The organism is Selenomonas sp. AE3005 (assembly GCF_000686945.1).
Lineage (GTDB): Bacteria > Bacillota > Negativicutes > Selenomonadales > Selenomonadaceae > Selenomonas_A.
On sequence record NZ_JMME01000001.1, the window covers coordinates 57,713 to 84,587 of the forward strand.

Annotated in this window: 23 protein-coding genes and 1 riboswitch; of the genes, 20 read left to right on the plus strand and 3 right to left on the minus strand. The window is 51.8% G+C overall.

Annotation, left to right across the window (positions count from 1 at the left end):
- From DL94_RS0100295 to DL94_RS0100370, 16 genes are all read left to right on the plus strand, one after another.
- On the plus strand, nucleotides 1-756 hold the full coding sequence (locus tag DL94_RS0100295; protein WP_028128416.1) for an ABC transporter ATP-binding protein: 756 nt from the start codon (nucleotides 1-3) through the stop codon (nucleotides 754-756).
- Nucleotides 753-1,502, plus strand: coding sequence for an ABC transporter permease (locus DL94_RS0100300; protein WP_028128417.1), 750 nt, complete (start codon nucleotides 753-755; stop codon nucleotides 1,500-1,502). Before DL94_RS0100295 ends, DL94_RS0100300 begins: the two co-directional genes overlap by 4 nt.
- A gap of 7 nt (nucleotides 1,503-1,509) precedes the next feature.
- Entirely contained in the window at nucleotides 1,510-3,132 is a 1,623-nt protein-coding gene (locus DL94_RS0100305) for a hypothetical protein (RefSeq protein WP_028128418.1), read from the plus strand.
- A 21-nt stretch (nucleotides 3,133-3,153) separates the two neighbouring features.
- Nucleotides 3,154-3,837 carry a DNA alkylation repair protein gene (locus DL94_RS0100310; RefSeq protein ID WP_028128419.1) on the plus strand — a complete coding sequence of 228 codons (684 nt, stop codon included), beginning with the start codon at nucleotides 3,154-3,156 and terminating at the stop codon, nucleotides 3,835-3,837.
- Nucleotides 3,838-3,926: 89 nt separating this feature from the next.
- The gene (locus DL94_RS0100315) at nucleotides 3,927-5,261 is read left to right on the plus strand and encodes an MATE family efflux transporter (RefSeq protein ID WP_028128420.1); all 1,335 of its coding nucleotides are present in this window, start codon (nucleotides 3,927-3,929) and stop codon (nucleotides 5,259-5,261) included.
- 73 nt (nucleotides 5,262-5,334) lie between these two features.
- Nucleotides 5,335-5,520: riboswitch (cobalamin riboswitch) on the plus strand.
- Between the two features lie 138 nt (nucleotides 5,521-5,658).
- Nucleotides 5,659-6,594: a nickel ABC transporter permease gene (gene nikB / locus DL94_RS0100320; protein WP_231464418.1), complete on the plus strand. Its 936-nt coding sequence runs from the start codon at nucleotides 5,659-5,661 to the stop codon at nucleotides 6,592-6,594.
- Nucleotides 6,594-7,409: a nickel transporter permease gene (gene nikC / locus DL94_RS0100325; RefSeq protein WP_037371011.1), complete on the plus strand. Its 816-nt coding sequence runs from the start codon at nucleotides 6,594-6,596 to the stop codon at nucleotides 7,407-7,409. Before nikB ends, nikC begins: the two co-directional genes overlap by 1 nt.
- A 31-nt stretch (nucleotides 7,410-7,440) precedes the next feature.
- On the plus strand, nucleotides 7,441-9,021 hold the full coding sequence (locus DL94_RS0100330) for an ABC transporter substrate-binding protein (protein WP_028128423.1): 1,581 nt from the start codon (nucleotides 7,441-7,443) through the stop codon (nucleotides 9,019-9,021).
- Nucleotides 9,022-9,036: 15 nt separating this feature from the next.
- Nucleotides 9,037-9,825 (plus strand): ABC transporter ATP-binding protein, encoded by a 789-nt coding sequence (locus DL94_RS0100335; protein ID WP_028128424.1) that lies wholly within the window; start codon nucleotides 9,037-9,039, stop codon nucleotides 9,823-9,825.
- Nucleotides 9,815-10,600, plus strand: coding sequence for an ABC transporter ATP-binding protein (locus DL94_RS0100340; RefSeq protein WP_028128425.1), 786 nt, complete (start codon nucleotides 9,815-9,817; stop codon nucleotides 10,598-10,600). The genes DL94_RS0100335 and DL94_RS0100340 overlap by 11 nt, the downstream gene beginning before the upstream one ends.
- Before the next feature lie 123 nt (nucleotides 10,601-10,723).
- Nucleotides 10,724-11,065, plus strand: coding sequence for a 50S ribosomal protein L19 (gene rplS, locus DL94_RS0100345; RefSeq protein ID WP_014424772.1), 342 nt, complete (start codon nucleotides 10,724-10,726; stop codon nucleotides 11,063-11,065).
- 87 nt (nucleotides 11,066-11,152) lie between these two features.
- A complete protein-coding gene (gene lepB / locus DL94_RS0100350) occupies nucleotides 11,153-11,674 on the plus strand; it encodes a signal peptidase I (RefSeq protein ID WP_028128426.1) in 522 nt (173 codons plus the stop codon).
- A gap of 16 nt (nucleotides 11,675-11,690) precedes the next feature.
- Entirely contained in the window at nucleotides 11,691-12,443 is a 753-nt protein-coding gene (locus DL94_RS0100355; protein ID WP_028128427.1) for an exodeoxyribonuclease III, read from the plus strand.
- 123 nt (nucleotides 12,444-12,566) lie between these two features.
- Complete coding sequence (locus DL94_RS0100360; RefSeq protein WP_028128428.1) at nucleotides 12,567-13,562, plus strand: hypothetical protein; 996 nt, start codon at nucleotides 12,567-12,569, stop codon at nucleotides 13,560-13,562.
- A 159-nt stretch (nucleotides 13,563-13,721) separates the two neighbouring features.
- The gene (locus DL94_RS0100365) at nucleotides 13,722-13,985 is read left to right on the plus strand and encodes a type II toxin-antitoxin system RelB/DinJ family antitoxin (RefSeq protein WP_028128429.1); all 264 of its coding nucleotides are present in this window, start codon (nucleotides 13,722-13,724) and stop codon (nucleotides 13,983-13,985) included.
- 2 nt (nucleotides 13,986-13,987) lie between these two features.
- A complete protein-coding gene (locus tag DL94_RS0100370; RefSeq protein WP_037371013.1) occupies nucleotides 13,988-14,257 on the plus strand; it encodes a Txe/YoeB family addiction module toxin in 270 nt (89 codons plus the stop codon).
- 113 nt (nucleotides 14,258-14,370) lie between these two features.
- Here DL94_RS0100370 and DL94_RS0100375 read toward each other — a convergent pair whose 3' ends face one another.
- Complete coding sequence (locus DL94_RS0100375) at nucleotides 14,371-16,389, minus strand: alpha amylase C-terminal domain-containing protein (RefSeq protein WP_028128431.1); 2,019 nt, start codon at nucleotides 16,387-16,389, stop codon at nucleotides 14,371-14,373.
- A 288-nt stretch (nucleotides 16,390-16,677) separates the two neighbouring features.
- Here DL94_RS0100375 and typA point away from each other — a divergent pair, with 288 nt between their 5' ends.
- On the plus strand, nucleotides 16,678-18,498 hold the full coding sequence (gene typA / locus DL94_RS0100380; RefSeq protein ID WP_028128432.1) for a translational GTPase TypA: 1,821 nt from the start codon (nucleotides 16,678-16,680) through the stop codon (nucleotides 18,496-18,498).
- Between the two features lie 89 nt (nucleotides 18,499-18,587).
- Here typA and DL94_RS0100385 read toward each other — a convergent pair whose 3' ends face one another.
- Together DL94_RS0100385 and DL94_RS0100390 are read right to left on the minus strand one after the other, a co-directional pair.
- On the minus strand, nucleotides 18,588-19,886 hold the full coding sequence (locus tag DL94_RS0100385; protein WP_028128433.1) for an aspartate aminotransferase family protein: 1,299 nt from the start codon (nucleotides 19,884-19,886) through the stop codon (nucleotides 18,588-18,590).
- Between the two features lie 27 nt (nucleotides 19,887-19,913).
- On the minus strand, nucleotides 19,914-21,863 hold the full coding sequence (locus DL94_RS0100390) for a peptidase U32 family protein (protein ID WP_028128434.1): 1,950 nt from the start codon (nucleotides 21,861-21,863) through the stop codon (nucleotides 19,914-19,916).
- A 241-nt stretch (nucleotides 21,864-22,104) separates the two neighbouring features.
- Between DL94_RS0100390 and DL94_RS13785 the strand changes: the two genes are divergently transcribed.
- The 3 genes from DL94_RS13785 (at nucleotide 22,105) to pheT (ending at nucleotide 26,870) form a co-directional block, all read left to right on the plus strand.
- Nucleotides 22,105-23,076, plus strand: coding sequence for a phosphatase domain-containing putative toxin (locus DL94_RS13785; RefSeq protein ID WP_051586222.1), 972 nt, complete (start codon nucleotides 22,105-22,107; stop codon nucleotides 23,074-23,076).
- A 320-nt stretch (nucleotides 23,077-23,396) separates the two neighbouring features.
- Nucleotides 23,397-24,422, plus strand: coding sequence for a phenylalanine--tRNA ligase subunit alpha (gene pheS / locus DL94_RS0100400; RefSeq protein WP_028128435.1), 1,026 nt, complete (start codon nucleotides 23,397-23,399; stop codon nucleotides 24,420-24,422).
- Nucleotides 24,423-24,440: 18 nt separating this feature from the next.
- Nucleotides 24,441-26,870, plus strand: a complete 2,430-nt coding sequence (gene pheT / locus DL94_RS0100405) for a phenylalanine--tRNA ligase subunit beta (protein WP_028128436.1) — start codon at nucleotides 24,441-24,443, stop codon at nucleotides 26,868-26,870.
- The last annotated feature ends 5 nt before the right edge of the window (nucleotides 26,871-26,875 follow it).

The window sequence follows — 26,875 nt, forward strand, 5'->3', positions numbered from 1 at the left end:
ATGATTGAAGTAGATAATTTAACTGTTGCCTATACCGGACTAAAACAACAAAATACTGCATTGCAAAATGTAAGCCTGACCGTTCCGCAAGGAACGGTCTGCGCTGTAATAGGGCCTTCCGGCTGTGGCAAGTCCACCTTGCTGAAGGTCGTGGCCGGGCTGATTAAGGATTATAAGGGCGAAGTACGCATAAATGGCGGCGCGGTAAGCCCCAAGAAACTGCGTATTGGCTTTATGCCGCAAAATTACGGCCTGCTGCCCTGGCAGACAGTAGCTGATAATATACGCCTGGCCAGCACGATAAAAGACGGCTGGACGGAGGCCAAGGCGGCTAAAATGGCAGCCTTGTGCCAAAAGCTCGGTCTGGAAGATTTGCTGGCGCGTTATCCGCAGGAACTCAGCGGCGGCCAGCAGCAGAGGGTGAGCCTGGCCCGGGTGTTTTTACTTGAACCGGACATTCTGCTGATGGACGAGCCGTTTTCTGCCCTGGACGCCATTACCCGTGAGGAAATGCAGGACGTTTTCCGCGATTTATGGGAGGCCGCCGGGATTACGACCATACTGGTCACCCACTATGTGGAGGAGGCGTTATATCTCGGCCAGCAGATTGTCCTGATGTCAGCCAATCCCGGGACTGTGGCCGAGGTTATGGAGAATAAATGGCAGGGCAGCCGCAGCTGGAAGTCCAGCCAGGAGTTCTTTGTCAAGGGGCAGGAGCTGCGCAGCAAAATTAAAGCAATGGGGGCAGGGGCATGAGAAAAGGAAAAATCGTTCTGCGCGCCTATCTGCTTGGGATGGTCTTTTTGCTGATTGCCTGGCAGATAGCGGCTAGTATTGCCCAGCTGCCCATTATTCCCGAACCGTATAATGTGTTTGTACGGCTGGGCGAAATTTTTGCAGATAAAATCGCTGTTCATGCGGTGTACAGCCTGTGGCGTATCATAGCTGGCATTATGCTGGCTGTGCTTATCGGGTATCCGCTGGGCATTATCATGGGGTATTTTGCCCGGGCTGACAGGTATCTGGCACCCGTGGTTTACCTGACCTATCCCATTCCGAAAATCGCCCTGCTGCCGATTTTAATGTTGCTGGCAGGTATTGGCGAGCTGTCAAAAATCATCATGATTTTCCTGATTGTCGTCTTTCAGATTATTGTGGCACTCCGCGATGGCATACGCGCGATTCCGGCCGAAACCTACTACCCGTTGTATTCCCTGGGCGCCGGTTTCCGGCAGGTGTGCCGCTATATTCTCGTGCCGGCAGTTATGCCCAATTTCATTACGGCTATACGGGTGGCTATGGCTACCGCTGTTTCCGTGCTGTTTTTTACAGAAACCTTCGGCACGCAGTATGGCATGGGCTATTTCATTATGGACGCCTGGCTGCGCGTAAACTATCTGGAAATGTACACGGGAATTGTGATTTTGAGTTTTATGGGCCTGCTGCTCTTTGGCCTGTTGGACGTAATTGAGCAAAAAGTTTGCCGCTGGCAGATGAAGTGAGGTAAAGATGAAAAAGCTGCTGTTGCTGTTATGCATTATGATATTTATGGCCGGAGCTCTCCTATGGGGAGTTTCTGACGGCGGCGTACTGGCAGAAAAACTAGGCCTGGCCAGGGGCAATGGGGATATTACCGTAGCGGCCTATGGGCAGGTGCCTGTGGATACAAGGCAGGATGTAGAAAAAGCGGCAAAAGGGTTTGCCGCTTTTTGTGAAAACAATTTGGCCGTTAAGCTGAACCGCGATGTGCGCGTTTTAGTGGCACCTGACCGCAATAGTTACCAGGCCCTGCTGGTGAAGGAAATGGAAATGACCGAGGCTGAGGCGAAAAACAAAGCCCAGTACACCAGCGGTCAGGCCAGCGGCCAAAAGGGGCTCTGTGTCATCAATGGCGATAAGGACGGCCTGAAGGAAAGTGATGACCGTCTGGGGACAACCGCCCACGAATTGTTTCATCAGCTGCAGTATCAGCTGAGCGACGGCCATAATGGTTATGAGCAGGGTCTGTTCTGGCTCGAAGAAGGCTCGGCTGATTACATGGGGGCGCAGGTGGCGGCCGCCGTGGGTGGCAGGTCTGTGGAAAAATGGTTTTTGGACGCCAAATTTACGGTGCAGAACTCCCGTAAAGTCGCGGATATTATGGCCTTGCAGCATACGACAGAGGCGCAGCGCAGCGAACTGATGAACAACCGCGTCAACTCGTATGGCCTGGCAGATTTAATGACCTGGTTTCTGGTGAAAAATTATGCTGCCGGACAGGAAAATGCCAAGCTGCTGGAATATTACCGCCGCTTAGGACAGGGGGAACGGGCTGAAGAATCCCTGCAGAATACCTTTGGTGTATCACTGGACGCTTTTCTTACCGCGTTTGTGGATTGGTGGCAAAAGGAACAGCATAAGACCGCATTTAATTTCCAGGGCCATGGCAATGTCCGGCCGGCCGTGGTTGAGCAATTGCAGGCCCAGGTAAATGCCGCGCAGGCATGGCTTGCCAGACATTGGGGGCGGCGTCTGACGGGCGAATACGATATCATCGTCGCTGCCAATCAGGAGGATTTGGCCAAGGTGGCAGAAGAACATTGCCGTATTTCTCCGGAACGCGCCCGGCAGCTGGCTGCCGGCAGTGTCTGGGTGGAGAATAACAGCACGCTGATAGTCAACGGCGAACGCATTGCCGACCAGCGGCAATGTATCTTTGTGGGCGGCGTGATGATGGCCCGCATGCTGGAAGTTCAGGAACTTGGGGCAGAGCCCTGCGGCGTGGAATGGCTTATGCGCGGCATTGGCTATGTCGTCGGCGTAGGCCGCCTGTGTGATAACGGCTATGGCCGGCTGACCGACTACCAGCGAACCTGGCGCACGGAGCTGCGCAAGAAAACACCGCTGCCGTCTTTGGACAAAATGATGTGGCAGGAATCCATGGAGGAAATAACCGGGCAATACAATCATGATGATGTTGCCAAGTTATGCGAGTACGCGACGGCAGAGCTCGTGCGGCGTTATGGCTGGGGCAGCCTGCAGAACTGGCTGCTCGCGGCCAGACAGACTGGTGATGGCCGGCAGGCCTTTACGCAGGTATTTGGCATAACCGCCACGGATTTTGCCGCGCAGATACAAATGTTGATTTATTGAGCAGGAGGACAGGGGAGTAATATGGACGTACAGGCAGAGTTATTAAAGCTGCAGGATAAAAAATACGGACAGTTTCAGCAGAAACTGCTGCCTGCTTTGGCCCCAGACAGTATTATCGGTGTGCGCACCCCCGAACTGCGCCAAATGGCCAAGGGCCTGCTGAAAAGCGATGAGGCGGCAGCCTTCCTTACGGCCTTGCCGCATAAGTTCTTTGAGGAAAATCAGCTGCAGGCGTTTATGATTGCCGGCATTAAGGACTATGACTTATGCCTGAGGGAGCTAAAAGCGTTTTTGTCCTATGTTGATAACTGGGCTACCTGCGACCAGATGTCGCCGCAAGTCTTTAAAAAACATCGCGGCGCGCTGCTGCCGGAGATAAAAACATGGCTGCAATCCCCGCATACATATACCAAACGCTTTGCGATAAAAATGTTGATGGACCATTTCCTCGACGAGGATTTTGACTTGTCATATTTGGAACTGGTGGCGGCCGTACGCTCTGAGGAATACTATGTCAACATGATGATTGCCTGGTACTTTGCTACGGCCCTGGCCAAGCAATACGAGGCGGCCTTGCCCTTTATCGAGAAAAAACGTCTGGCTGTCTGGACACATAACAAGGCCATTCAAAAAGCCAGGGAAAGCTATCGGGTGAGTGTGGCGGCCAAAGCGTATTTGCAGCAGCTGAAGATAAAACAGGGATAAATCATATCCCCCCGGGGGGCTTGTGGAGAGTTTGGCATATTGTTATTATCTAAATGAAAGTGATTTTCGACTAAGAGAGGAGTAACAGTGTGCGATTACAAGCCAATGACAGACATTACTTAGGAATTGCCATGCCGGCGGCCTTGGAAGGACTCTTTATGGTGCTGCTATCCTCCGTGGATATCATCATGGTGGGGGTACTCGGTACGGCGGCGATTGCGGCGGTCAGTATCTTTACCCAGCCACGTATGATGCTTTTGTGTGTGGTGCGTTCGGTGGCCTCGGTGCTTACCCTGCTCACAGCCCAGAAATTTGGTCAGAAGAAATTAGAAGAGGTGCCTGCGCTGCTTGCGCGGACACTTTTTTGTATGCTGATTCTGATGGGCGCGCTCCATGTGTTCTTTTTCCTGCATTTAGAGAGGATTCTAAGCTGGATGGGAGCCAGGGAGGATTATATGGAGGCGGCGCTGGCTTATGGCGATATAGCGCTCGTCGGCGTGTTTATGACAACACTGGCCACAATTCTGCAGGCCGTGCAGCTCGGCTACGGACATACCAAGCAGGTAATGAGTGCCAATGTGCAGGGCAATGTGGTCAACATCATCGCCAATGCCCTGCTTATCTTCGGACTGGGGCCCTTCCCGGAGTTGGGTGTAGTTGGGGCGGCTGTGGGAACGGTCATCGGTACCAGCTGGACACTTATTGTTACGGGATATCAGCTGAAAAACAGCGAGTGGTCAGGCTGGGGCAGTTTTTGGCCGAACCAGGCATATTTTCGGGAATTTTTGCCGGTCTTTGCCGGTGTGTTCAGTGAGCAGGGCTTTGAGCGTATCGGTATGGTGCTCTACACACGTATGGTGGCCGAGCTCGGCACAGCAGCCTATGCCGTACATGCTATCTGCATGAACTTTTGTGATTTTTATTACTGTTTTGCCGGCGGTCTGGGCAAGGCCAACATGGTGCTGGCAGGTCATGCCCATGGTGCCGGGGATTGGAATTACTGGCAGCGGCAGCTGCGGGCCGGGCTCAAGTGGAGTTTTGTTTTCTCCCTGCTGGCCTTCCTGCTGACTTATGGCCTGCGCTATGAAATCTTTGGCATTTATTCCCATGAGGCAGAACTTTTGCCCTTGGGCGCTTTGATAATGATTTTTGTGGCGGCGGTGAGTTTCCCCGAGGCCCATGCCATGGTCTGTGCCGGCGTCCTCAGGGGCAGCGGCAAGACCAGTCAGGTGGCGGCCTATTCCTTCGTGAGCATTGCCTTCCTGCGCCCCATCATAACGGCGGTTTTCCTGCAGTGGTTCCACTGGGGGCTCGCAGGGGCCTGGCTGGCACTGGCGATTGACCAGTCACTAAGAGCGTCCTGTGCGTCGTTTCTGCTCTGGCGCCTGTGGAGGAACAGGCCGCAAATTGTCTGTGACTCTTGACACAGACAGGGCGGTAATGGTAAAATTTTTTCTATCCTAATGTGTATTGAGAGTAATTTTTAATAAGGAATTATTCATAAAGATTGAATCAGGTGTCGGAAGACTTAATAGAGAATCCGGTATATGCCGGAGCGGTCCCGCCACTGTAACAGGGAATTGTATTGCAAGTAAGTCACTGAAGAGGGGAAAGCCTCTTTGGGAAGGCGCGATATGATGATGAACTGGAGCCAGGAGAACTGCCTGATTGACAATCACCGCAAGAAACTGTTGGCAGTTTCTTACACCCGCGAGCGATGGGGATGGGGATTTTACTGAGTTTGTTACGGTGAGCCTGTCTGCCTTTTTGCGGACAGGCTTTTTGTATATTTTTATTTAATTAAATAGGGAGTGGACGATTTTGCAAAAACTTGTAAGCAAATTGTCGCAAATGCTGATAACCCTGGTCGGAGTCAGCTTTCTGACTTTTTGTTTGACCTATCTGGCACCGGGCGACCCGGCGGCCATGCTGCTGGAGGCCGGCGACACGATTGTTTCGCAGGAAACTCTGGACAAGACACGGGCGGAACTGGGACTCGACAAGCCGTTTCTCGTGCAGTATGTCAACTGGGCCGGCGGCGTTCTGCATGGGGATATGGGCATGTCTTACTCAGCGAAGAAACCGGTAACAGATAAGCTGCTCGAAGGCTTTGCCGGGACGCTGACGCTGGCGGCCGTGACGATTGTGTTTGTGCTGCTGATATCCCTGCCACTGGGTATCTGGTCGGCGGTGCACCGCAATGGCTGGCAGGACTATCTGGTACGGACGATATCCTTTATCGGTGTGTCCATGCCGACCTTTTGGCTCGGTCTTATCTTTTTGTATGTGTTTGGTCTGAAACTGGGCTGGTTCCCCATTGCTAAATCCACAGTTACGGCACAGGGCATTGTTCTGCCAGCGCTTACGCTGGCGCTCTACATGTCGTCGAAGTACATCAGGCAGGTGCGTACGGTATTCCTGGAGGAACTGCAGCAGGATTATGTGGTGGGCGCCAGAGCACGCGGCCTGTCGGAACGGGCTATCCTTTGGAAACATGTTCTGCCCAATGCCGTGCTGCCGCTGATTACGCTTTTGGGTATGTCCATCGGCTGGCTGCTCGGCGGCGTGGCTGTCATCGAGATGGTGTTTTCCTGGCCGGGCATCGGCAATATGGCCGTACGGGCGATTGCCATGCGTGATTATCCGCTGATTGAGGGCTTTGTACTCTGGATTTCCATCGTCTATATGGCCATTAACGCCTTGGTGGATTTGTCCTATGTCTACCTTGACCCGCGGCTGAAAAAGGAGGCCCATTGATGACGGTTTTTCGGGAAAATAAATTATTTGCCTTTTATACGGGGCTGGTCGTGCTGATAGTTTTGTTGGCCATTTTTGCCCCTTATCTTGCGCCACAGGACCCCATGGCCGGGAATATGAAATTTGTTTTGCAGACACCGTCGGCAGAACATTTCATGGGCACGGATAAGCTCGGACGGGATATTTTCTCCCGGATTCTCTGCGGCACGCAGATTTCTCTCTTTATGGCGCTGTGCCTTGTGGCCATGATTGCCATGGTAGGGACTTTGGTAGGCGTGCTGGCCGGCTTTTTTGGCGGCTGGCTGGAAAATATTCTCATGCGGTTTGCGGATATGATGCTCGCTTTCCCCGGTATCGTACTGGCCATTGCCATTGCCGGTATCCTGGGGGGCAGCGTGGTCAATACGATTCTGGCGCTGCTCGTTGTCAGCTGGGCTAAATATGCCCGGCTGGTGCGCAGTCTGGTGCTGCGCCTGCGCAATCAGGATTTTATTCAGGCAGCCAAAATTCAGGGGGCTAAGAACAGCAGTATTCTGTGGCGTCATATCCTGCCCAATGTCATGCCGATGGTGGTCATCACCGGGGCTATGGACATTGGGACGATGATGATGGAAATTGCGGGGCTCTCCTTCTTGGGCTTTGGTGCCCAGCCACCGACGCCGGAATGGGGCTTGATGCTCAATGAAGGCCGCCAGTATATCCAGACAGCCCCCTGGCTGATGATTTATCCTGGTCTGGCTATCTTTATTGTCGTTGCGATATTCAATCTGTGGGGAGACAGCCTCCGGGACGTTCTCGACCCACGGCAGGAATAAAATATTTTTAGTAAAGGGGAAGATTTGAGACATGAAAATTTTTAACACGAAGAAATTATGGAAAGCCGTCAGCCTCGGCTTGTGCGGTGCAGCCCTGACCGTTATGCTGGCCGGCTGTGGTGCGGATAACAGCAGTGCCGACAAGGGTGTGCTGAAAGTCGGCGTGACGAACTTTGCCGATACGCTCGAACCGACGCAGAATTTCTTTGGCTGGGTGGTTATGCGCTACGGCCTCGGCGAATGCCTGACGAAGTTCGATGACAAGATGAACGTACAGCCCTGGCTGGCCGAAAGCTGGAGCATCAGCGATGACCATACGACCTGGACGTTCAAAATCCGTGAGGGTGTGAAGTTCTCCAACGGCAATCCGCTGACGGCAGAGGCTGTCAAGGCGTCCATTGAACGCGCTTTTGCCAAGAACAACCGCGCGGCGACATTCTTCAAGTACAAGGAAATCAAGGCTGAGGGGCAGACGCTGACCATCGTGACGGAAAAGCCCATGCCGAATATGCCGGGATTCCTGGCTGACCCCCTGTTCATCATCGTGGACACGAGCGCCGAAGGCAGCCGTGACTTCGCGAAGGAAGGCCCCATCTGCACCGGCCCGTACATGGTGGAATCCTTCGTGAAGGAAAAGGCCGTCATGAAGAAGAACCCCAACTACTGGGATGGCGAAGTGCCCTTTGAAAAGGTAGAAATTCCGTCCATCGATGACCCGAACACGCGTGCTATGGCCCTGCAGTCCGGTGAAGTGGACATGGCTGTAAACATCGCTGCCGGCGATATGGATACCTTCCGCGGCAATGACAAGTTCTTCGTAGATGAGATTTCTTCCCTGCGCACGGTGCTGGCCCGTCTGAACCACAAGGGAATTCTGAAAGACGATAAAGTGCGTGCCGCCCTTATCTGCGGCTGTGACCGTGAAACCTATAACAAGGTTCTCCTGAAAGGCACCTTCCTGCCGGGCAAGGCTCCTGTACCGCCCTCCATGGATTATGGTTTTGACCAGCTGACTGACCCCAATGCCTACAACCCGGAAAGAGCTGCCAAACTCCTCGATGAGGCAGGCTGGAAAGATACCAACGGCGACGGCATTCGCGACAAGAATGGCCAGCCGCTGAAACTCGACTTCGTTGTTTACAACAGCCGTGCTGAACTGCCGCTTTACGCTGAGGCCGTACAGGCTGACCTTAAAAAGCTCGGTTTTGACATCAATATCAAGACCGTTGACTACAACCTCGTTGACCAGATGGGTATCAAGGGTGAATATGACCTCCTGATTTCCAACATCACCACGGCTAATACCGGTGACCCGGAAATCTTCCTCACCTGGTACTGGAAGACCAACAACAACGGTGACAATCCGCAGAATGGTTCCGGCTACAGCAACCCGGCACTCGACGCTAAGTTCAACGAACTGGCTGCCGAATTCGACAAGAGCAAACGCCGTCAGCTGATTATTGATATCCAGCAGATTCTCTTAAATGATGGTGCAGCTCTGTTCCTGGGTTATCCGCAGACCAATATCATCAGCAACAAGGTTCTCGCTGGCGTGAAGATGTATCCGTCTGATTATTACTGGATTACGAACCTTATTAAACCGGCTAAATAAGTAAAGGAAGCAAACATGCTTTTAGACGTAAAAAAATTATCTATTGAATATCAGGGCAAGCCAACGGTGTCAGACGTCAATTTTGACTTGTCAACAGGGGAGATTATGGCCATTGTCGGTGAATCCGGCAGTGGCAAGACCTCTGTTATCCGTGCCGTGCTGGGCTGTTTGTCCGGTAACGGACAGGTGGCAGGCGGACAGATAAATTTTGATGGCCGCGATATTGCCCATTTAAGCAACAAGGACTGGCTCGCTATCCGCGGCAAGGATATTGCGATGATTTTTCAGGACAGCGGCAATATGCTCAATCCTGTGCAGACCATTGGCAAGCAGTTTGTGGAGTATCTGCAGCTGCATAGCTCGCTGAGCAAAAGCGAGGCCGTGGACAAAGCCTGCTCGCTGCTTACCCGTATGAACCTGCCTGACCCGCAGCGCGTGATGGAATCCCATGCCTTTGAACTCAGCGGCGGCATGCGCCAGCGTGTCGGTATCGCCATGGCCCTGGCCTTTGCGCCAAAACTGCTGCTCGCTGACGAGCCGACGTCGGCCCTCGACGTAACCACGCAGGCCCAGATTGTGGACGAGCTCATGCAGGTCGTCCATGAGGCCGGCTCGGCCATGATTATCGTCACCCATAATATCGGCGTGGCGGCGCACATGGCGGACAAAATCATGGTTATGGCCGGGGGAAAGGTAGTAGAGTATGGCAATACGGCTGACGTCATTGGCAGTCCCAAGGCCGCTTACACCCAGACGCTCTTAAAGGCCGTGCCGGAGATTGGAGGCACACGCTATGTCGGATAAGGAAATTTTGCTGTCCACAGATAAAATCTGTAAGGTCTTTACCAAGAATGACGGCACAAAGTTTACAGGCTGCAAAGATGTGAGCCTGCAGCTTTACCGCGGCGAAACCCTGGGGCTCGTCGGTGAGTCCGGCTGCGGCAAGTCCACCTTTGTCCGCACGATTATGGGGCTGCATCCGGCCACCAGCGGTCATATCTATTTCAAGGGTGAGGAAATAACTACGCTTGCTGGGGAAAAACGCCGGCAGATGGCCAAGCATATCCAGATGATTTTTCAGGACCCGGCGACGGCCTTTAATCCGAAAATGCGGATTCGCGATATTATCTGTGAACCTTTGCGTAATTTTGCCAAGGTCAGCGACAAGGAGGCCGAGGCCAGAGCCGTAGACCTGCTGCAGCAGGTGGAACTGGCACCGGAAATCGCCCTGCGTTATCCGCATGAGCTTTCGGGCGGTCAGCGCCAGCGCGTCGGCATTGCCAGAGCCCTTATCTTAGAGCCGGAAATCATCATTTGCGATGAGGCCACTAGTGCGCTGGACGTATCCGTACAGGACAGCATTGCCAAACTTTTGGCGCGCATTCAGAAGGAACGGGGCGTCAGCTATATTTTCATCTGCCATGACCTGGCCCTGGTAAGTCTTATCAGCCACAGGGTGGCGGTAATGCAAAATGGCAGTATAGTGGAGGAGCTGGCCGGTGACAAGATAATGTCAGCTAAGCACCCTTACACGCGCAAACTCTTAGACTCTGTGTTTACCGTACAGGGAAATAAATAACAAAAAATATTTTTCCAAGGTATTGCTGGCCTTTAGCTTTTATGGTAAACTAACTAGGTATGTGGACGGTCCTCTGAGCAGGCATGAGCTTGCCACGAACGTCTGGTTAAGGAGGAAAAATAAATGAACATCATCGAGACTCTGGAGAAAGAACAGCTCCGCAGCGACATTCCTGTTTTTGCACCTGGCGACAAAGTTCGCGTACATGCAAAAATCGTCGAAGGCAACCGTGAGCGTATTCAGGTATTCGAAGGCCGCGTAATCGCTCGTCAGGGCGTTGGCGTTCGTGAAACCTTCACCGTTCGTCGTATTTCCTACGGCATCGGCGTAGAGCGCCTGTTCCCGGTTCATTCTCCGCGTATTGCTAAGATTGAAGTTGTTAGCCGCGGTGTTGTCCGTCGTGCAAAACTTTACTATCTGCGCAACCTTACGGGTAAAGCTGCTCGTATCAAAGAAAAACGCTAATCTGCGTACCGATAGGGACTGCTTTCGAGCAGTCCCTATTTTCATTAGCGTAATACAGCTAAAACACAGCAAGAGGAGGAACCCTTTATGAGTTCATTAGGCGAAGAAGCAAAGGACTGGCTTATATCCATCGTCATTGCGGTGGTACTGGCCTTTTTCATTCGCGAGTTTATCGTAGAGCTATACATTGTTGACGGCCCGTCCATGCGGCCCACCCTGCAGTCGCAGGAACGGCTGGTGGTCAATAAGTTCATCTATAACTTCCGCGAGCCGCAGAAAAATGAGATTCTGGTCTTTGAATATCCGCGTGACCGCAGCCGCGACTTTATCAAACGCGTTATCGCTACGGCCGGTGACACGGTGGAAATCAAAGCCGGCAAGGTTTTTGTCAACGACCAGCTGCTCAACGAAGATTATATTTTGGAACCCACGCGCAGCGAATATCCTAAATCCACGGTACCGAAGGGAACCGTCTTTGTGATGGGAGATAACCGCAATAATTCCGAGGACAGCCGCTTTGCTGATGTAGGCTTTGTGCCTTTTAACCTCATCAAGGGCAAGGCTATGCTCGTGTTCTGGCCGTTAGCTCAGTTCAAGACGCTGCCGTAATAAGGGAGGCATGACGATGAAGTTAATTTCCTGGAATGTCAATGGCCTGCGGGCTTGCCTGAAAAAGGGATTTATGGAGTCATTCTGCAAGCTCGACGCCGATGTGTTCTGCCTGCAGGAAACGAAAATGCAGCCGGACCAGGCAATTCTTGACTTGCCCGGCTACAAACAGTATTGGAACAGCGCGGAAAAGAAGGGCTATTCCGGTACGGCGGTGTTTTCCCGTATTGAGCCGCTGAACGTCACCTATGGTCTGGGCATTGAAGAACATGACCATGAGGGCCGGGTAATCACTCTGGAATTTCCGGACATGTTCCTGGTGACGGTTTACACGCCGAACTCTAAACGGGAATTGGAGCGCCTCAGTTATCGCATGGAATGGGAGGACGCTTTCCGCGAGTATTTGTGCAAATTGGACGCGCAAAAAACGGTGGTGGTCTGTGGGGACCTCAATGTGGCCCATCAGGAAATTGACCTCAAGAATCCGAAGACCAACCATCATAACGCCGGTTTTACCGACGAGGAGCGGGCTAAATTCACGGAACTGCTGGCGGCCGGCTTTATCGATACCTTCCGTACCCTGTACCCCGAGCGTACCGGGATTTATACCTGGTGGTCCTACCTCAGAAAGGCCCGGGACAACAACGCCGGGTGGCGCATAGATTACTTTGTCGCCTCCGAGCGCCTGCAGGCAAAGATTAAGGACGCCACCATTCACAACGAGATTTTCGGCAGCGACCACTGCCCCGTAGGACTCGTAATTGCATAAAAGCAACGGCATTACAAAGGGAAAAACTTTCCCTGGTAATGCCGTTTTTTTTGCTTATACTATTGCAAGAATATTCGATATACAAGATAGGAAGGTTGTGGCATTCACAAGGAGGGAATGGAAATGGCCATGATAGCCCGCGTAGAAGGAAATGACCAAACGCTTTTCCACAAGACTAATTCTTTACAGCCGGAAACTGTCTGGCAGAAAATGCAAAAGGGCACATCACTGCAAAAAGATGATGATGATACCGTAATCGGCAAAGCGGCAGAGGTTTTTATCAGTAAGGAAGGGCGGAAACTTTATGCTGATTCCCAAGAACCGCTGCAAAAACTTACGCAGACAGATTTTATGACCGAAGGTGAAAAGAAACTCAATGAATTGTTAGCTAAGAAAGCCGAACGGGAAGAATGCAACAAACGCGCTGATGAATTGGAAGAACGGCTCAACAGCGAAACAGATACCCTTACGGATAAGGAAAAAGAAGATCTGCAGGCCGAAATAGACGAGCTGCGGGAAAAAGGCAAGTCGCCTGACCAAAAACTGCATGAAATGTATCAGAAAAAATTTGCCATAGAGGACGAAATGGCCGCCGAGCACCCGGAATTTACGCCCAGTGATGAGCTGGCCTGGCTGATGTATATGCAAACACAGCTCAATCAGGCCGTGGCAGGTATTGAAAAAGCCAAAGATGAAATCAGTGCCGAGGGCATGTTGCAGGAGGCCTATACGATGCAGATTCTCCTGGAACGAGGCGAACTGGCCGTGGCTAAAAATCGCGCAGATTACCTGGGCGCCGAAATTGATTTCCGCAGCAGCGAACTATCCATGTCGGTACGGACAGACGAGCAAATAAAGGACCAGGCTGAAGAAAAAGGCAAGCGCCAGCCGACCGCTGCCGATGTGGTACAAGCAGCTGTAGAAGAAGGCAAAGCCAAGGCCGAAAAGGCTGACACGCCCATAGGAAAACTTGCCAACAGCGAACGCGATACTGCGCTAACTTTGCAAGAGAAAATCTCCCCCATAACTGACAACAATCTGACCGGTGAGGATACCAAAAAGATTATCAAGCAGGCGGAGAAAATAAAAAAGATAAGCCTGGAAGATGTACTGACGTAAACTAGAGTGAGCGGCTGACATTTGACTTGTCAGCCGCGATTTGTATTTAATGATGTTTGTGAAAAAATGTCTAATATATAGAGAAAGTAAAGCGTATATATTGAATTATTCTATATATATGATAAAATATAAGTAGAAATACAGAAAGAGGTGGTTCGTATGGCACAGGCAGTAAGTGTGAACTTTAAGTTGGATGCAGATGTTAAAAAGAGTATGGAACAGGCTTGTGCAGACATGGGCCTTTCTATGAGTGCCGCATTTACTATTTTCGCTAAGACAGTTGGCCGGGAAAGAAGAATCCCCTTTGAAGTGTCTGCTGATCCTTTCTATTCGGCATCGAATATCAGATATCTGGAAAAGAAGATGGATGATTATAAGGCTGGACGTTTGCAGGTAGCCGAACATAGTTTGATTGAGGACTGACCATGCAGCTTAAACAAATATCTTGGGATGTTGATGCCTGGGACGACTATATGTACTGGCATACTCAGGATAAAAAGACTATGAAACGCATAAATGGCTTGATAAAGGATATTTTAAGACATCCCTTTACGGGTATAGGCAAGCCGGAACCTTTGAAACAAAATTTACAAGGATTTTGGAGTCGTAGGATTGATGAAACAAATAGAATCGTATATGCAGTTGAAGATGATAAAGTTATCATCATTGCCTGTCGTAATCATTATGATGCTTGAAAAATCCATATATATAAAGCGGCTGACATTTGACTTGTCAGCCGCGATTTATTTCAGATATAAAAACTGACAGGTCAAAAAGCACATTGACCTGTCAATTTTAATGTCTGATATTATTTTTTCTTCAACACTACGGCGCTGCGGGCTGGGATGTAGATTTTCAGCCATTCTTTGCCGTCTTTTTCGTAAAGCGGGTCGAAGTTGGTTTTGTGGATGACGCTGTCGTCAGCCAGGCCATTGCCGCCGAATTCTTTGGCATCGGTATTGAGTACCACCTTGTAACTGCCTTTTGGTACGAGGAAACCGTAATCCGGGAAGGACTGGGTGGGGGAGAAGTTGAACACGAATATCAAATCGCCACGGCTGTAGGCCAGTACCTGGTCGCCGTCGTTGTGCCAGATTTCCACCACCGGCTGTTTCTGGATATTCTTCACGGTTTTGAGGGTGGCGAGCATTTCCCTGTCGAAGTCGCCCAAGAAGTGATAGCAGAGGTTTTTATCATCTACCAGATGCCACTGACGGCGAGCATATTTGTAGCCCCAGCCGTTGCCTTCACGGGGGAAGTCAATCCATTCGGGGTGGCCGAATTCGTTGCCCATGAAGTTCAGGTAACCGCCGTTGATGGTGGAGGCCGTGACCAGCCGAATCATCTTATGCAGGGCAATGCCGCGGTCAACCATGAAGTTGCGGTTATCCTTGGAGAAATGCCAGTACATATCAGCGTCAATGAGGCGGAAAATGATGGTCTTGTCGCCCACAAGCGCCTGGTCATGGCTTTCGGCATAGGAGATGGTCTTTTCATCGGCACGGCGGTTGGTCATTTCCCAGAAAATGCTGGAGGGGTGCCAATCTTCGTCCTTCTTTTCTTTGATGGTCTTAATCCAGTAATCCGGCACGTTCATGGCGAGGCGATAGTCAAAGCCAAAGCCGCCGTCTTCAAATTTGGTAGCCAGGCCCGGCATGCCGCTGACATCTTCAGCGATGGTGATGGCATGGGGCTTGATTTCGTGAATCAGTTTGTTGGCCAGCGTCAGATAGCAGATGGCGTTGTCGTCCTGATGGCCGTTGAAGTAGTCGCCGTAGTTCATAAAGGCCTCGCCTAAGCCATGGCTGTAGTAAAGCATGGAGGTGATGCCGTCGAAACGGAAACCATCGAAATGGAATTCTTCCAGCCAGTATTTGCAGTTGGACAGCAGGAAGTGGAGTACATCGTCCTTGCCGTAGTCAAAGCAGAGGCTGTCCCAGGCCGGGTGTTCGTGACGGTCACCGGGATAGAAGAACTGGTTGGGGTCACCGCAGAGATTGCCCAGACCTTCTACTTCATTTTTAACTGCATGGCTGTGAACGATATCCATGATGACGGCCAGGCCCATCTTATGGGCGGTGTCAATGAGTTCTTTGAGGTCCTCCGGGGTGCCGCAGCGGCTGCTGGCAGCAAAGAAGGAGCTGACATGGTAGCCGAAACTGCCGTAGTAGGGGTGTTCCTGAATGGCCATAATCTGAATGCAGTTATAGCCGTCAGCCTTTACGCGCGGCAGGATATTTTTGGTGAATTCCTTATAGGAGCCGACTTTTTCTGCGTCCTGTGCCATGCCGACATGGCATTCATAAATGAGCAGCGGTGCAGTGTCAGGCTTGAATTTTTCATCATGCCAGGTGTGTTTGGTCCGGGGATTCCAAACCTGTGCCGAGAAAATTTTCGTTTCTTCGTCCTGTACAACCCGGGTGGCCCAGGCAGGAATGCGTTCCCCTTCGCCACCGCGCCAATGGACTTTCATTTTGTACAGGTCTTTGTGCTTGATTTTGCCGGCCGGAATGACAAGTTCCCAGTCACCGGTGCCGGGAATGTGACGGCATTTAAATTCCTCTTTTTCCTGCCAGTCACTGAAATCGCCAATAAGGTAAATGGCCAGGGCATTTGGCGCCCATTCACGGAATACCCAGCCGCGTCCCTGCTTGTGCAGGCCGTAGTACAGATGGCCCGTAGCAAAGTCGCTTAAGGTACGCTTGCCGTTCTGGGTGAGCTGATTGATTTTCCATACAGCGTGGTCGTGGCGTCCTTTGATGGCCTCCTCGTAGGGAGCCAGCCATTCATCATTGGCAATTATGCCCAGTTTTTTTTGTTTAGTCATAAATACATATCACTGCTTTTGGGGAAACAGTGATGTACCTCCCCTCTAAATAATGAAGATAAAACTGCATTAAAAAGTCCCCACGTAACATTATAACAAAATTTTCGTAAAAATGATTGAAAAACTAATATTTTTAGCAAAAGGATTTTTTTGGCGCGGCCGCAACATTTGCTTGACAGGCGGGGCTCCTTACGCTAATATTTATATGTTATGTTGAGTTGAAGGGGATACAGTTATTTGTATCCTTTCTTGTTTTATAAATTAGGAGGCATATTACAAAGAATGAGTATGACGACCAATGAAAAGCTGAGAAACATTGCAATTATCGCCCACGTTGACCATGGTAAGACGACGCTGGTAGATGCAATGCTCAAGCAGAGTCATGTATTCCGTTCCAATGAACAGGTAGCTGAGCGCGTGATGGACTCCGGCGATATCGAGCGTGAACGCGGTATCACCATTTTGTCCAAGAACACGGCTGTTATGTACAATGATGTAAAAATCAACATCGTTGACACCCCGGGCCATGCTGACTTCGGCGGCGAAGTTGAACGTGTTCTCAACATGGTTGACGGCGTTGTCCTGCTCGTTGATGCCTTTGAAGGTCCGATGCCCCAGACGAAGTACGTGCTGCGCAAGGCTTTGGAGCAGAAACTGAAACCTATCGTTGTTATCAACAAGATTGATAAGCCGAACCAGCGTGTAGATGATGTTTATGATGAAGTTCTCGAACTCTTCATGGAACTCGACGCTGACGATGACCAGCTTGACTTCCCGGTTATCTACGCTACGGCACGTGATGGTGTAGCTAAGTACAGCATGGATGATGACAATGACAATCTCCAGCCGCTGATGGAAACCATCGTCAAGGAAATCCCGGCTCCGCATGGTGACCCGGACGCACCGCTGCAGATGATGGTAACGACGCTCGAATCTGATTCTTTCGTCGGCCGTGTAGCTATCGGCCGTATCATTCGCGGTACGGCTAAGCCGAACCAGAATGTAGCCATCATCAATGGCGACCAGGAAACGAAGGCTAAAATTGGTAAGGTATTCACTTATCAGGGCCTGCAGCGCGTGGAGAGCGAGGCTGCCGGCATGGGTGAAATAGTTGCCCTGACGGGCCTCGGTGATGTGTCCATCGGTTACACCGTAGCTGACGCTGAAAATCCGGAGGCTCTGCCGACCATCAATATCGATGAGCCGACGCTGTCCATGACTTTTGGTGTTAACACCAGCCCGTTTGCCGGCCGTGAAGGTCAGTTCGTAACTTCCCGTCACCTCCGTGACCGTCTCTACAAGGAAATCGAGACTAACGTAGCCATGAAGGTCGAAGAAACGGATTCTGCCGATGTGTTCAAGGTTTCCGGCCGTGGTGAACTTCATCTGTCCATTCTTATCGAAACCATGCGCCGTGAAGGTTATGAGCTGCAGGTTGGTAAGCCGGAAGTAGTTTACAAGACCATCAATGGCCAGCTCTGTGAACCTATCGAAAACCTGACCATCGAAGTGCCGCAGGAATACATGGGCGCTGTTATGGAAGGTCTGGGCACGCGTAAGGCTGAGCTCACGAACATGACGGAGACGGCAGGTTACATGCGCCTCGAATTCACCATTCCGGCCCGCGGCCTGATTGGTTTCCGTTCTGAACTCCTGACCAGCACGAAGGGTAACGGTATCATGAACCATGTGTTCCATGGCTATGCTCCGTATAAGGGCGATATCCCGGGCCGTACGCGCGGTTCTCTCGTTGCCTTCGAACAGGGTGAAACCACCGGTTATGGTATCTTCTCCCTGCAGGACCGTGGTGTAATGTTCATCGAGCCGGGCGAACAGGTTTATGAAGGTATGATTGTGGGCGAAAATTCCCGCGATAACGATATCGACATCAACCCCTGCAAGAAGAAGAACGTATCCAACATGCGTACGTCTTCCTCTGATGAGGCTATCCGCCTGACGCCGCCGCGGATTCTGTCCCTGGAACAGGCTATCGAATATATCAACAATGATGAAATGGTAGAAGTAACGCCGGAACATATCCGCCTGCGCAAGACTATCCTTGACCGCACCGTTCGCGGCCGTAACGCTAAGAATGCTCGTAAGGGCTGATAAATAAGCAATAAAAAGACCTTGACCGGTCAGTGACCGGTCAAGGTCTTTTTGATATACCAGCTTGACTTGTCAAGCTGGTATTAACATTAGAGTTTCTTTTCTGTCAGCACCAAATCCAAGGCATTGAGGACGTCGTTGACATTTTCCTCGGTGATGACGAGGGGCGGCTGGAAAGCCATTACATTGCGGTCTACGCCGTTCTTGCCGATGATAAAGCCGCGGTCCTTGAGCGTTTCGAGTACATCATCGAGGATTTCCGGTGCCGGGCTGCCGTCAGTGTGAATGAACTCTGCGCCGTCCATGAGGCCGAGGCCGCGCACATCACCGATAACGGGATGTTTCTGCTGCAGCTCACGCAGGCCGTTTCTGAGCTGTTCACCGCGGGCCTGGGCGTTTTCCATGAGTTTGTGTTCGGCGATATAGTCGAGCACCGCCATGGCCGTGGTGGAGGATACCGGGTTGCCGCCGAGCGTCGAGGCCCCGGGACGGGTGTAGGTATCGGCAATCTTGGCCGTGGAGATAAAGGCGGAAATCGGCGCGCCATTGCCCAAGGCCTTGGCCATGCACATGATATCGGGCACGACATCATAATTTTCTATGGCAAACATCCTGCCGGAGCGGGCAAAGCCCGTCTGCACTTCGTCGATAATCAGCAGGGTGTTGTACTGGTTGAGGATTTCTTTGACGCGTTTGAAGTAACCCTGGGGCGGCACAACGCAGCCGGCATTGCCCTGAATGGTTTCAGCGATAAAGGCGCCGGGGTGGCCGGAGGTGGAGGATTTAATCAAATCCTCGATGGCATTGGCGCAGGCGTAATCGCATTCCGGGAACTTTTTGTTCATGGGGCAGCGGTAGCAGTTCGGGTTGGGGGCAAAGTGAATGCCGCCAACAGGATTGGGGTCCGTGCGCCACATGGTAAGACCGGTGACGCTCATGCCCAGTTTGGTGCGGCCGTGCAGGCCGTGGCGCAGGGCGATGATTTCGCTGTTGCCCGTATAGACGGAGGCCAGCAGGAAGGCACCTTCCGTGGCCTCAGAACCCGTGGAGCAGAAGAAGGATTTCTGCAGGTCACCCGGGGTGACTTCTGCCAGTTTTTCCGCGAGGTTCACGAAGTTTTCCGTCAGGTAGATATTGCAGACATGCTGCAGTTCGTCAATCTGGGCTTTCATTTTTTCAAGGATTTCCGGATTGCAGTGGCCGCAGTTCATGACGGACACGCCGGCGTACATATCAAGATATTTCTTGCCCGTGCTGTCCCAAAGGTACTGCATGGAACCTTTGACCATCTGGGCCGGTTCCTTGTAGAAATGACCTAAGCAGGGCATGATGTATTTTTTCTTTTTGGCGATAATGGCCTCAGGGCCGATAAATTTTTTGCTTTCCATATTTCCCTCTCCTCAAAAATAATTAGGTTAGATGGAGTTGCGGCTGCGGCGGAAACGGTAGGTGCCAAGCCCCAGTTCGCGTGGGCCTTTTTTGAGCGTTTCGAGGTCGTCAGCGTGGAAGGCCTCTTTGCCGGCCGCGAGGTTATCGAGAGCTGTGCGGTAAATACGGGTGACCATGCCGGCAAATTCGGGCGCGTAGTCCTGCGCCTCAATGCGGTAAGCGCCTAAGCCGTTAAACTTGGAAAGGTACGGATAGAGGCAGAGGTCCTTGGCAAAGTAGATATGGTTGCGGCCGAACTGGTCAATGCGCAGGGAGTGTTTTTCGCCGGCCTTGTCGAGCAGGGCATAGCGGCGGTCGAGCACTTCGGGATTGTTGAGTTCATTGAAGAACGGCAGACTCATGCCTGGGATATTGTGGTCACAAATCATGGACTCATAGGAGCCATGGACGACAACTTCGATGGGCAGTTCGGAGCTTTCCACGATTTCGCGCAGCTGTTCGAAGGAGAGCTCGTAGGAGGCCGTTCCCATGGTCAGGCCGTTTTCCTTCAAGAACTTGGCGGCCAGATGGTTGAAAAGGTTAAAGGATACGTCAGCCTGTACGGGCAGGTTTGTCAGGCGCTTGGCCAGTTTCAGGGAACCCAGGTTGCTGACCATCAGGCCGTCAGCTTTAAGTTCGTTCTGTCGCAGGGCCGTGAAGAACTGTTCGAGTTCGCCACATTCGCGGCGCATGGTCGTGCGCGGGGTATTGATGACTACTTTGGCCTTGCCCTTGGCATAAGCGATGATGTCAGCGAAGTCTTTGAGGCTCCAGGGCTTGTTGGGGCGGAACGTTTCACCGCCGACATAGACGATATCAGCACCGTTATCAATAACGGCCTTGGCAGCAGCCACGGTGTTGACGCGGACGCTGAGGGTGCGATGGTCATCATTTGACTTGTCAATATCGCGTTCCTGCTTTAAGATTTCGTCCTGGAAACCGGCCTCCTTCACGGCGTCGCTGAAGAAACGCGGTTCACGCGTGCCGTCAAAGCCAATGTCCTTCTTATCCGGGGAACCGAAGGCAAAGGTGGTCGTAAAGTCGCGGGCGCGGTTCTCATAGAGGATCTTCCAGCCTTCTTCGTCCGGCTGCCAGCCCGTCGGGTCAGCGATATAGGCGTCAATGGCCTGGCGGTAGGTGCTGACAATACGGCGGATAAACGGCGCGGGGCGCATACGGCCTTCGATTTTAAACGAGAACACACCGGCCTGAATCAGCTGGGGAATATGGCGGTACATGCACATATCCTTGAGCGCCAGTTTGTAGGCACCGTCGCTGTCCTTGTCGAGCACTTCGCCCGTCTTTTCATCGATTAACTGATATGCCCAGCGGCAGGGTTTCAGGCAGCGGCCACGGTTGCCGCTCTGGCCAAAGACCACGCCGGAGTGAATGCACTGGCCGCTTTCGCTGATACACATATCGCCGTGCATGAAGTATTCCACCTCAATGACTGTGCGTTCGCGGAACAGGGAAAGTTCGGACAGCGTCATTTCGCGGCCGACAACGACACGCGTAATGCCGTATTCCTTGAGCTTTTCAATGGCGTGCTCGTTGTGCGTGTTCATCATGACGGAGGTGTGCACGGGAATTTTAATGCCCATTTCATGAATGAGTTCGAGTACCGCAAAGTCCTGCACCAAAATAGCGTCCGGACGGATTTCATTGAGATAGGCCAGGTACTCACGCAGGGCCGGGATTTCTTCGTCACTGATGAGGTTGTTAAGCGTGATGTAGAGTTTTACACCATGCTCATGCGTGTAGGCAATCGCTTTTTTGAGCATTTCATCATCGAAGTTGAAGTCCCCTTCATGCATGCGCATATTGAAGTGCTTGCCGCCTAAGTAGCAGGCATCAGCGCCGGATTCCACACCGGCCACCAGCGCGTCCCAAGTACCGGCCGGAGCCAAAAGTTCAACAGATTTACGATTTAATATCATCTAAAAACAAACTCCTTTTGGATATGATTTTCTATTATATAGTCCCAATCTATAAGTATAACAGAGAATGGGGCGGCTATCAATGTTACGGAAAAAAGTCCAGGGACAAATAAGCATAACAGGTCAGGCCGTCAGGATTAGCTAAAGGAATTTTGGGCATTATGACGAAATAATATTTTGGTAAGCTTTAAATGAAAAGCTGTTTTATGGTGTTACGTGTGCAAGGGAGGTTGTATAACGTATGTTTAGACATAAGTATCTTAGGGAGAAAAAACTGGGCAGTATCCTAGTGGCGGTTTGCTGCCTGCTGGTCACGCTGCTGGCTGCAGCGCAGGCGGCGGAAAAACAGACGGAGCCGCAGTGGCGGCTGGATGCCAAAACAGGCGCGGTTCTGCCGCGCAGCTGGCGCTTTATGACCGATGAGTTTACCAATAAGCCGCAGACAGTGCCGTCGCGGCAGGGGCTTGATAAACTCAGGTGTTCTGCCAGTGCGGAGTTTTCCGGTACAGGGCTGGCTCTGGTAAAAGACAAAATCTGCAGTAAAGCGGGCAAAGATGCCGTCATTTACGTGGTGGATTTACGCAGGGAATCCCATGGTTTTGTCAATGGTGACCTGCCGGTAAGCAGTTACGTAAAAGGGAACAGGGGAAATCTTAATCTCAGCACCAAGGCGGTAGAACAGGCCGAGAAAAAACTGCTGCAGTCTATCGTCGGCCAGCAGGTAAAATTTGTTCCCTTGGGGAAAACGGATACCAAGCTGTTTGGTGAATGTACGGTGCAGGTAAAAACTGTAGAGACGGAAAAAGATATTGCCGCCAAGCAGGGAATGCGCTACAAGCGTATCGCCATTACCGACCAGGCGGCCCCGGCAGACACTGACATAGACGACTTTATGGCGTTTTATGCCAGCCTGCCCCGTAATGCGTGGCTGCATTTCCATTGCCACGCCGGACACGGCCGCACGACGACCTTTGCCGTGTTCTATGACATTTTATGCAATCCCGATGTGGCTCTCGCAGATATCGCAGCCCGTCAGTATGCCTTAGGGGGAACAAATCTGTTTCAAATAGGCAAAAAAGACAGCTGGAAGAATCGTGAAAAAAAGAAACGGGCGCAGAAGATACGCAGTTTCTACGCTTATGTGCAGGCTAACCGCAGCACGAACTTTGCGAAGAAATACTCACAATGGGTGAAAGAGCAGCCGGCACAGTAATTCAGGTGCATATTTTCGTTGCATTCCGCTGGTCTTTATGCTACAATCTAATGTATTGTGGCGATGAACAAGAAGAGTAAATCCTGCAGGCATTTATAGAGAGTCTCCGTAGCTGGGAAGGAGATAATGCCGGGGGCTGAAAGTTCGCTTGGGAGTCCTTCGGAGGAAATGCCGGACGTGTACTTCGCGTTAAGAAGTTTTTAAGTGATAAATCAGGGTGGTACCGCGAAAGTAATTCCTTAGCCTTCGCCCCTCGTGCACAGCTTGTGCAGGGGCGAGGGCTTTTTTGATTATGCGTAAAAGATTAGCAGGAGGTAAATATGGAAGAAAAGATTGCTGAGCTAAAGGCAGCTGCCGTAGCTGAAGTCAAAGCCGCCGGAGATATGACGGCACTTAACGATATCCGCGTAAAATACTTAGGCAAGAAGGGTGAATTCACAGCTATTCTGCGTGGCATGGGCAGCCTGTCGGCTGAGGAACGTCCGAAAGTCGGCAAGATTGTCAACATTGCCAAAGCAGAAGTGGAAGAGGCTGTCAATGCCCAGGCTGGCGAACTCAAAGCCAAGGAAATGGCGGCAAGACTGGCCAGTGAAAAGATTGATGTTACGCTGCCGGGGCGCACGGTGCCGCAGGGCCATCTGCACCCGTTGACGCTGACCATGCAGCGTATTAAGGATATTTTTGTCCACATGGGCTTTAGCGTGGAAGAAGGTCCGGAAATTGAGCGCGATTACTTCAACTTTGAGGCGCTGAACCTGCCCAAGGACCATCCGGCGCGTGATATGCAGGATTCTTTCTATATTACTGACGAAATTCTCATGCGTTCCCAGACTTCGCCGGTACAGGCGCGTACCATGCAGGCTAACGAACCCAATAAGCCGATTCGCATGATTGCCCCGGGCCGTGTTTACCGCCGCGATGAGTACGATGCCACGCATTCCCCGATGTTCACGCAGGTGGAAGGCCTCGTCATCGACAAGGGTATCAGCTTTGCTGACCTCAAGGGCACGCTGGAACTCTTCCTGCATCAGATTTTCAACGAAAACGTAGGCGTGCGTTTCCGTCCAAGCTTTTTCCCGTTCACGGAACCGTCGGCCGAAGTTGATATTTCCTGTGTGATGTGTCACGGTGAAGGCTGCAAGGTCTGCAAGGGCACGGGCTGGCTGGAAATCCTGGGCGCCGGCATGGTTCATCCCCATGTGCTGGAAATGAGCGGTTATGACCCGAAGGTGGTCAGCGGCTTTGCTTTCGGTCTGGGTGTAGAGCGTATCGCCATGCTGTCCTACGGCATTGATGACTTGCGTCTGTTCTATGATAACGACGTACGTTTCCTGAGCCAGTTCTAAGTATAGGGAGGTTACAACATGCAGGTTTCCATTAAATGGCTTAACGATTATATAAAGTTTAACGAAACGGCCGAAGAACTGGCCGATAAATATACGATGGCCGGTGTTCCCGTGGAAAATGTTATCCGCGCGGACGAAGGTCTCGACAAAGTGGTGACGGGGCGCATTGAAAAACTCGAGGCGCATCCTGATTCTGACCATCTGCAGATTTGCCAGATGAATGTAGGCGAGCAGGAACTCATTCAGATTATCACCGGGGCACAGAATGTGGCCGCAGGCCAGATTGTACCGGTCGCTATGGTCGGGGCACACCTGCCGAACGGCCTGCACATTAAGAAAGGCAAGCTGCGCGGCCTGCCGTCTAACGGTATGCTGTGCTCCGCTGAAGAACTTAAGATGGACCTCAGCAAGCTGACGGAAGAGGAAAAGAACGGCATTTACATTCTGCCGGCAGATACGCCGGTGGGTGTGCCGGCCAAAGACGTGCTCGGCCTTGATGATGTTGTCCTGGAATTTGAACTGACGGCTAACCGTGCTGACTGTTTCAGTGTTTTCGGACTGGTGCGTGAGGCGGCCATTTTGACGGGCAACGAACCCCATTACCCGGAAATCACGGTTAAGGAAGATGACGAGGCTAGTGCTGCTGATATGATTAAGATTGGCATTGACAGCGACCTGTGTGACCGTTTCGCGGCCCGTGTCATCAAAAACGTAAAAATCGGCCCGTCCCCGGAATGGATGCAGCAGCGCCTGGAGGCTGCCGGTATCCGCGCTATCAACAACGTGGTCGATGTGACCAACTTTGTCATGGTAGAGCTCGGCCAGCCCATGCATGCCTACGACTATGATGAAATTGCCGGTCACAGCCTGACCGCACGTCTGGCCAAAGAGGGCGAAAATCTCCATACACTTGATGACAGTTCCCGTATTGCCAAGGGCACGGAACTGGTCATTGCCGACAGTGAAAAGCCGGCTGGCCTGGCCGGTGTCATGGGCGGTCTGGAATCCGAAGTCACGGAAAAGACCACGACCATCGTCCTCGAGGCCGCATCGTTCAACGGGGCCAGCATTCGCCGTACTTCCCGTGCCTGCGGCCTGCATTCGGAGGCCTCGGGACGTTTTGAGCGTGGTGTCGATGTGACGGCTATTCCCCGGGCTCTGGACCGTGCCTGCCAGCTGCTGCAGGACATGGGTGCCTGCACGGTAACGCAGGGCATGGTTGATGTATATCCGACGCCGAAGGCGCAGACGGAAATCAGCTACACGGCTGAGCAGATTAACGCCCGTCTGGGCACGCAGCTGCCGGCTGAGAAAATGACGGAAATTCTTACCAGCCTGGGCTTTGACGTGCGCGCAGAAGGTGCCGGGTTTGTGGCCAAGGTTCCTTCCTGGCGTAATGACTGCACCTGCATGGAAGACCTGTCCGAAGAAGTATCCCGTATCTACGGCTTTGACAATATTGCCCCGTCCCTGCCCTGGGGGGCAGTAATGCAGGGACAGCAGAGCCCACGTCAGGATTTTATTGACAAGATAAAAAATATTATGGTATCGTTGGGAATGACAGAAGAACTTTCCTTCAGCTTTACCAATACGGATTTACTGGACAAACTGCTGGTGCCGGCTGACAGCGAATTGCGCAAGGCTGTGCCCATTATGAATCCGCTGACGGATGATTATCCGCTGGTACGCACGAGCCTCCTGACCAGCATTATGGAAAATGCGGCCCGCAACTTCTCCCGTAAGAATATGGATTTGCGCCTTTTTGACGTAGCTCCTGTATTCTTCCCGAAACAGCTGCCGGTAACCGAGCAGCCGGAAGAAGTTGTAAAACTTGTGGGCCTGATGACTGGCCGCCGCAACGCTGTAGGCTGGAATCAGACTAACGAGATGATTGACTTCTACGATATGAAGGGCCTGGTGGAAGAACTGCTGGCGAGCCTCTCTATCTCCAAGTATACGATAGAGGCCGGTGAGCATTTTGCCCTGCATCCGGGCAAGACGGCACTCTTTAAGAAAGGCCGTGAAGTCATTGCCACCATCGGCGAACTGCATCCGCAGGCTGCCGAAAACTTTGGGATTAAACAGAAGGTTTACCTGTTTGAAATGGACGTGGCAGTGCTCATGAAGTACACGGCCAAGAACTTCCATTTTGACAGCCTGCCCAAGTTCCCGGCTACGGCGCGTGACCTGGCCATTGTGGTGGACAAGGACGCTGAGGCCGGTGCTATTGAACAGGTTATTGCCAAAAACGGCGGCAAGTTCTTTAAGGGCGTAACGCTCTTTGATGTGTACACCGGTGAACATGTAGAAGAAGGCAAGAAGAGCCTCGCTTTCAACCTGCAGTTCCAGTCCAAGGATAAGACCTTGACCGATGAAGAGGCTGATGCTGCATTCAATAATATTCTTAAAGCTGTGGAAAAACATTTTGACGCCAAGTTGCGTGCATAAGGGTG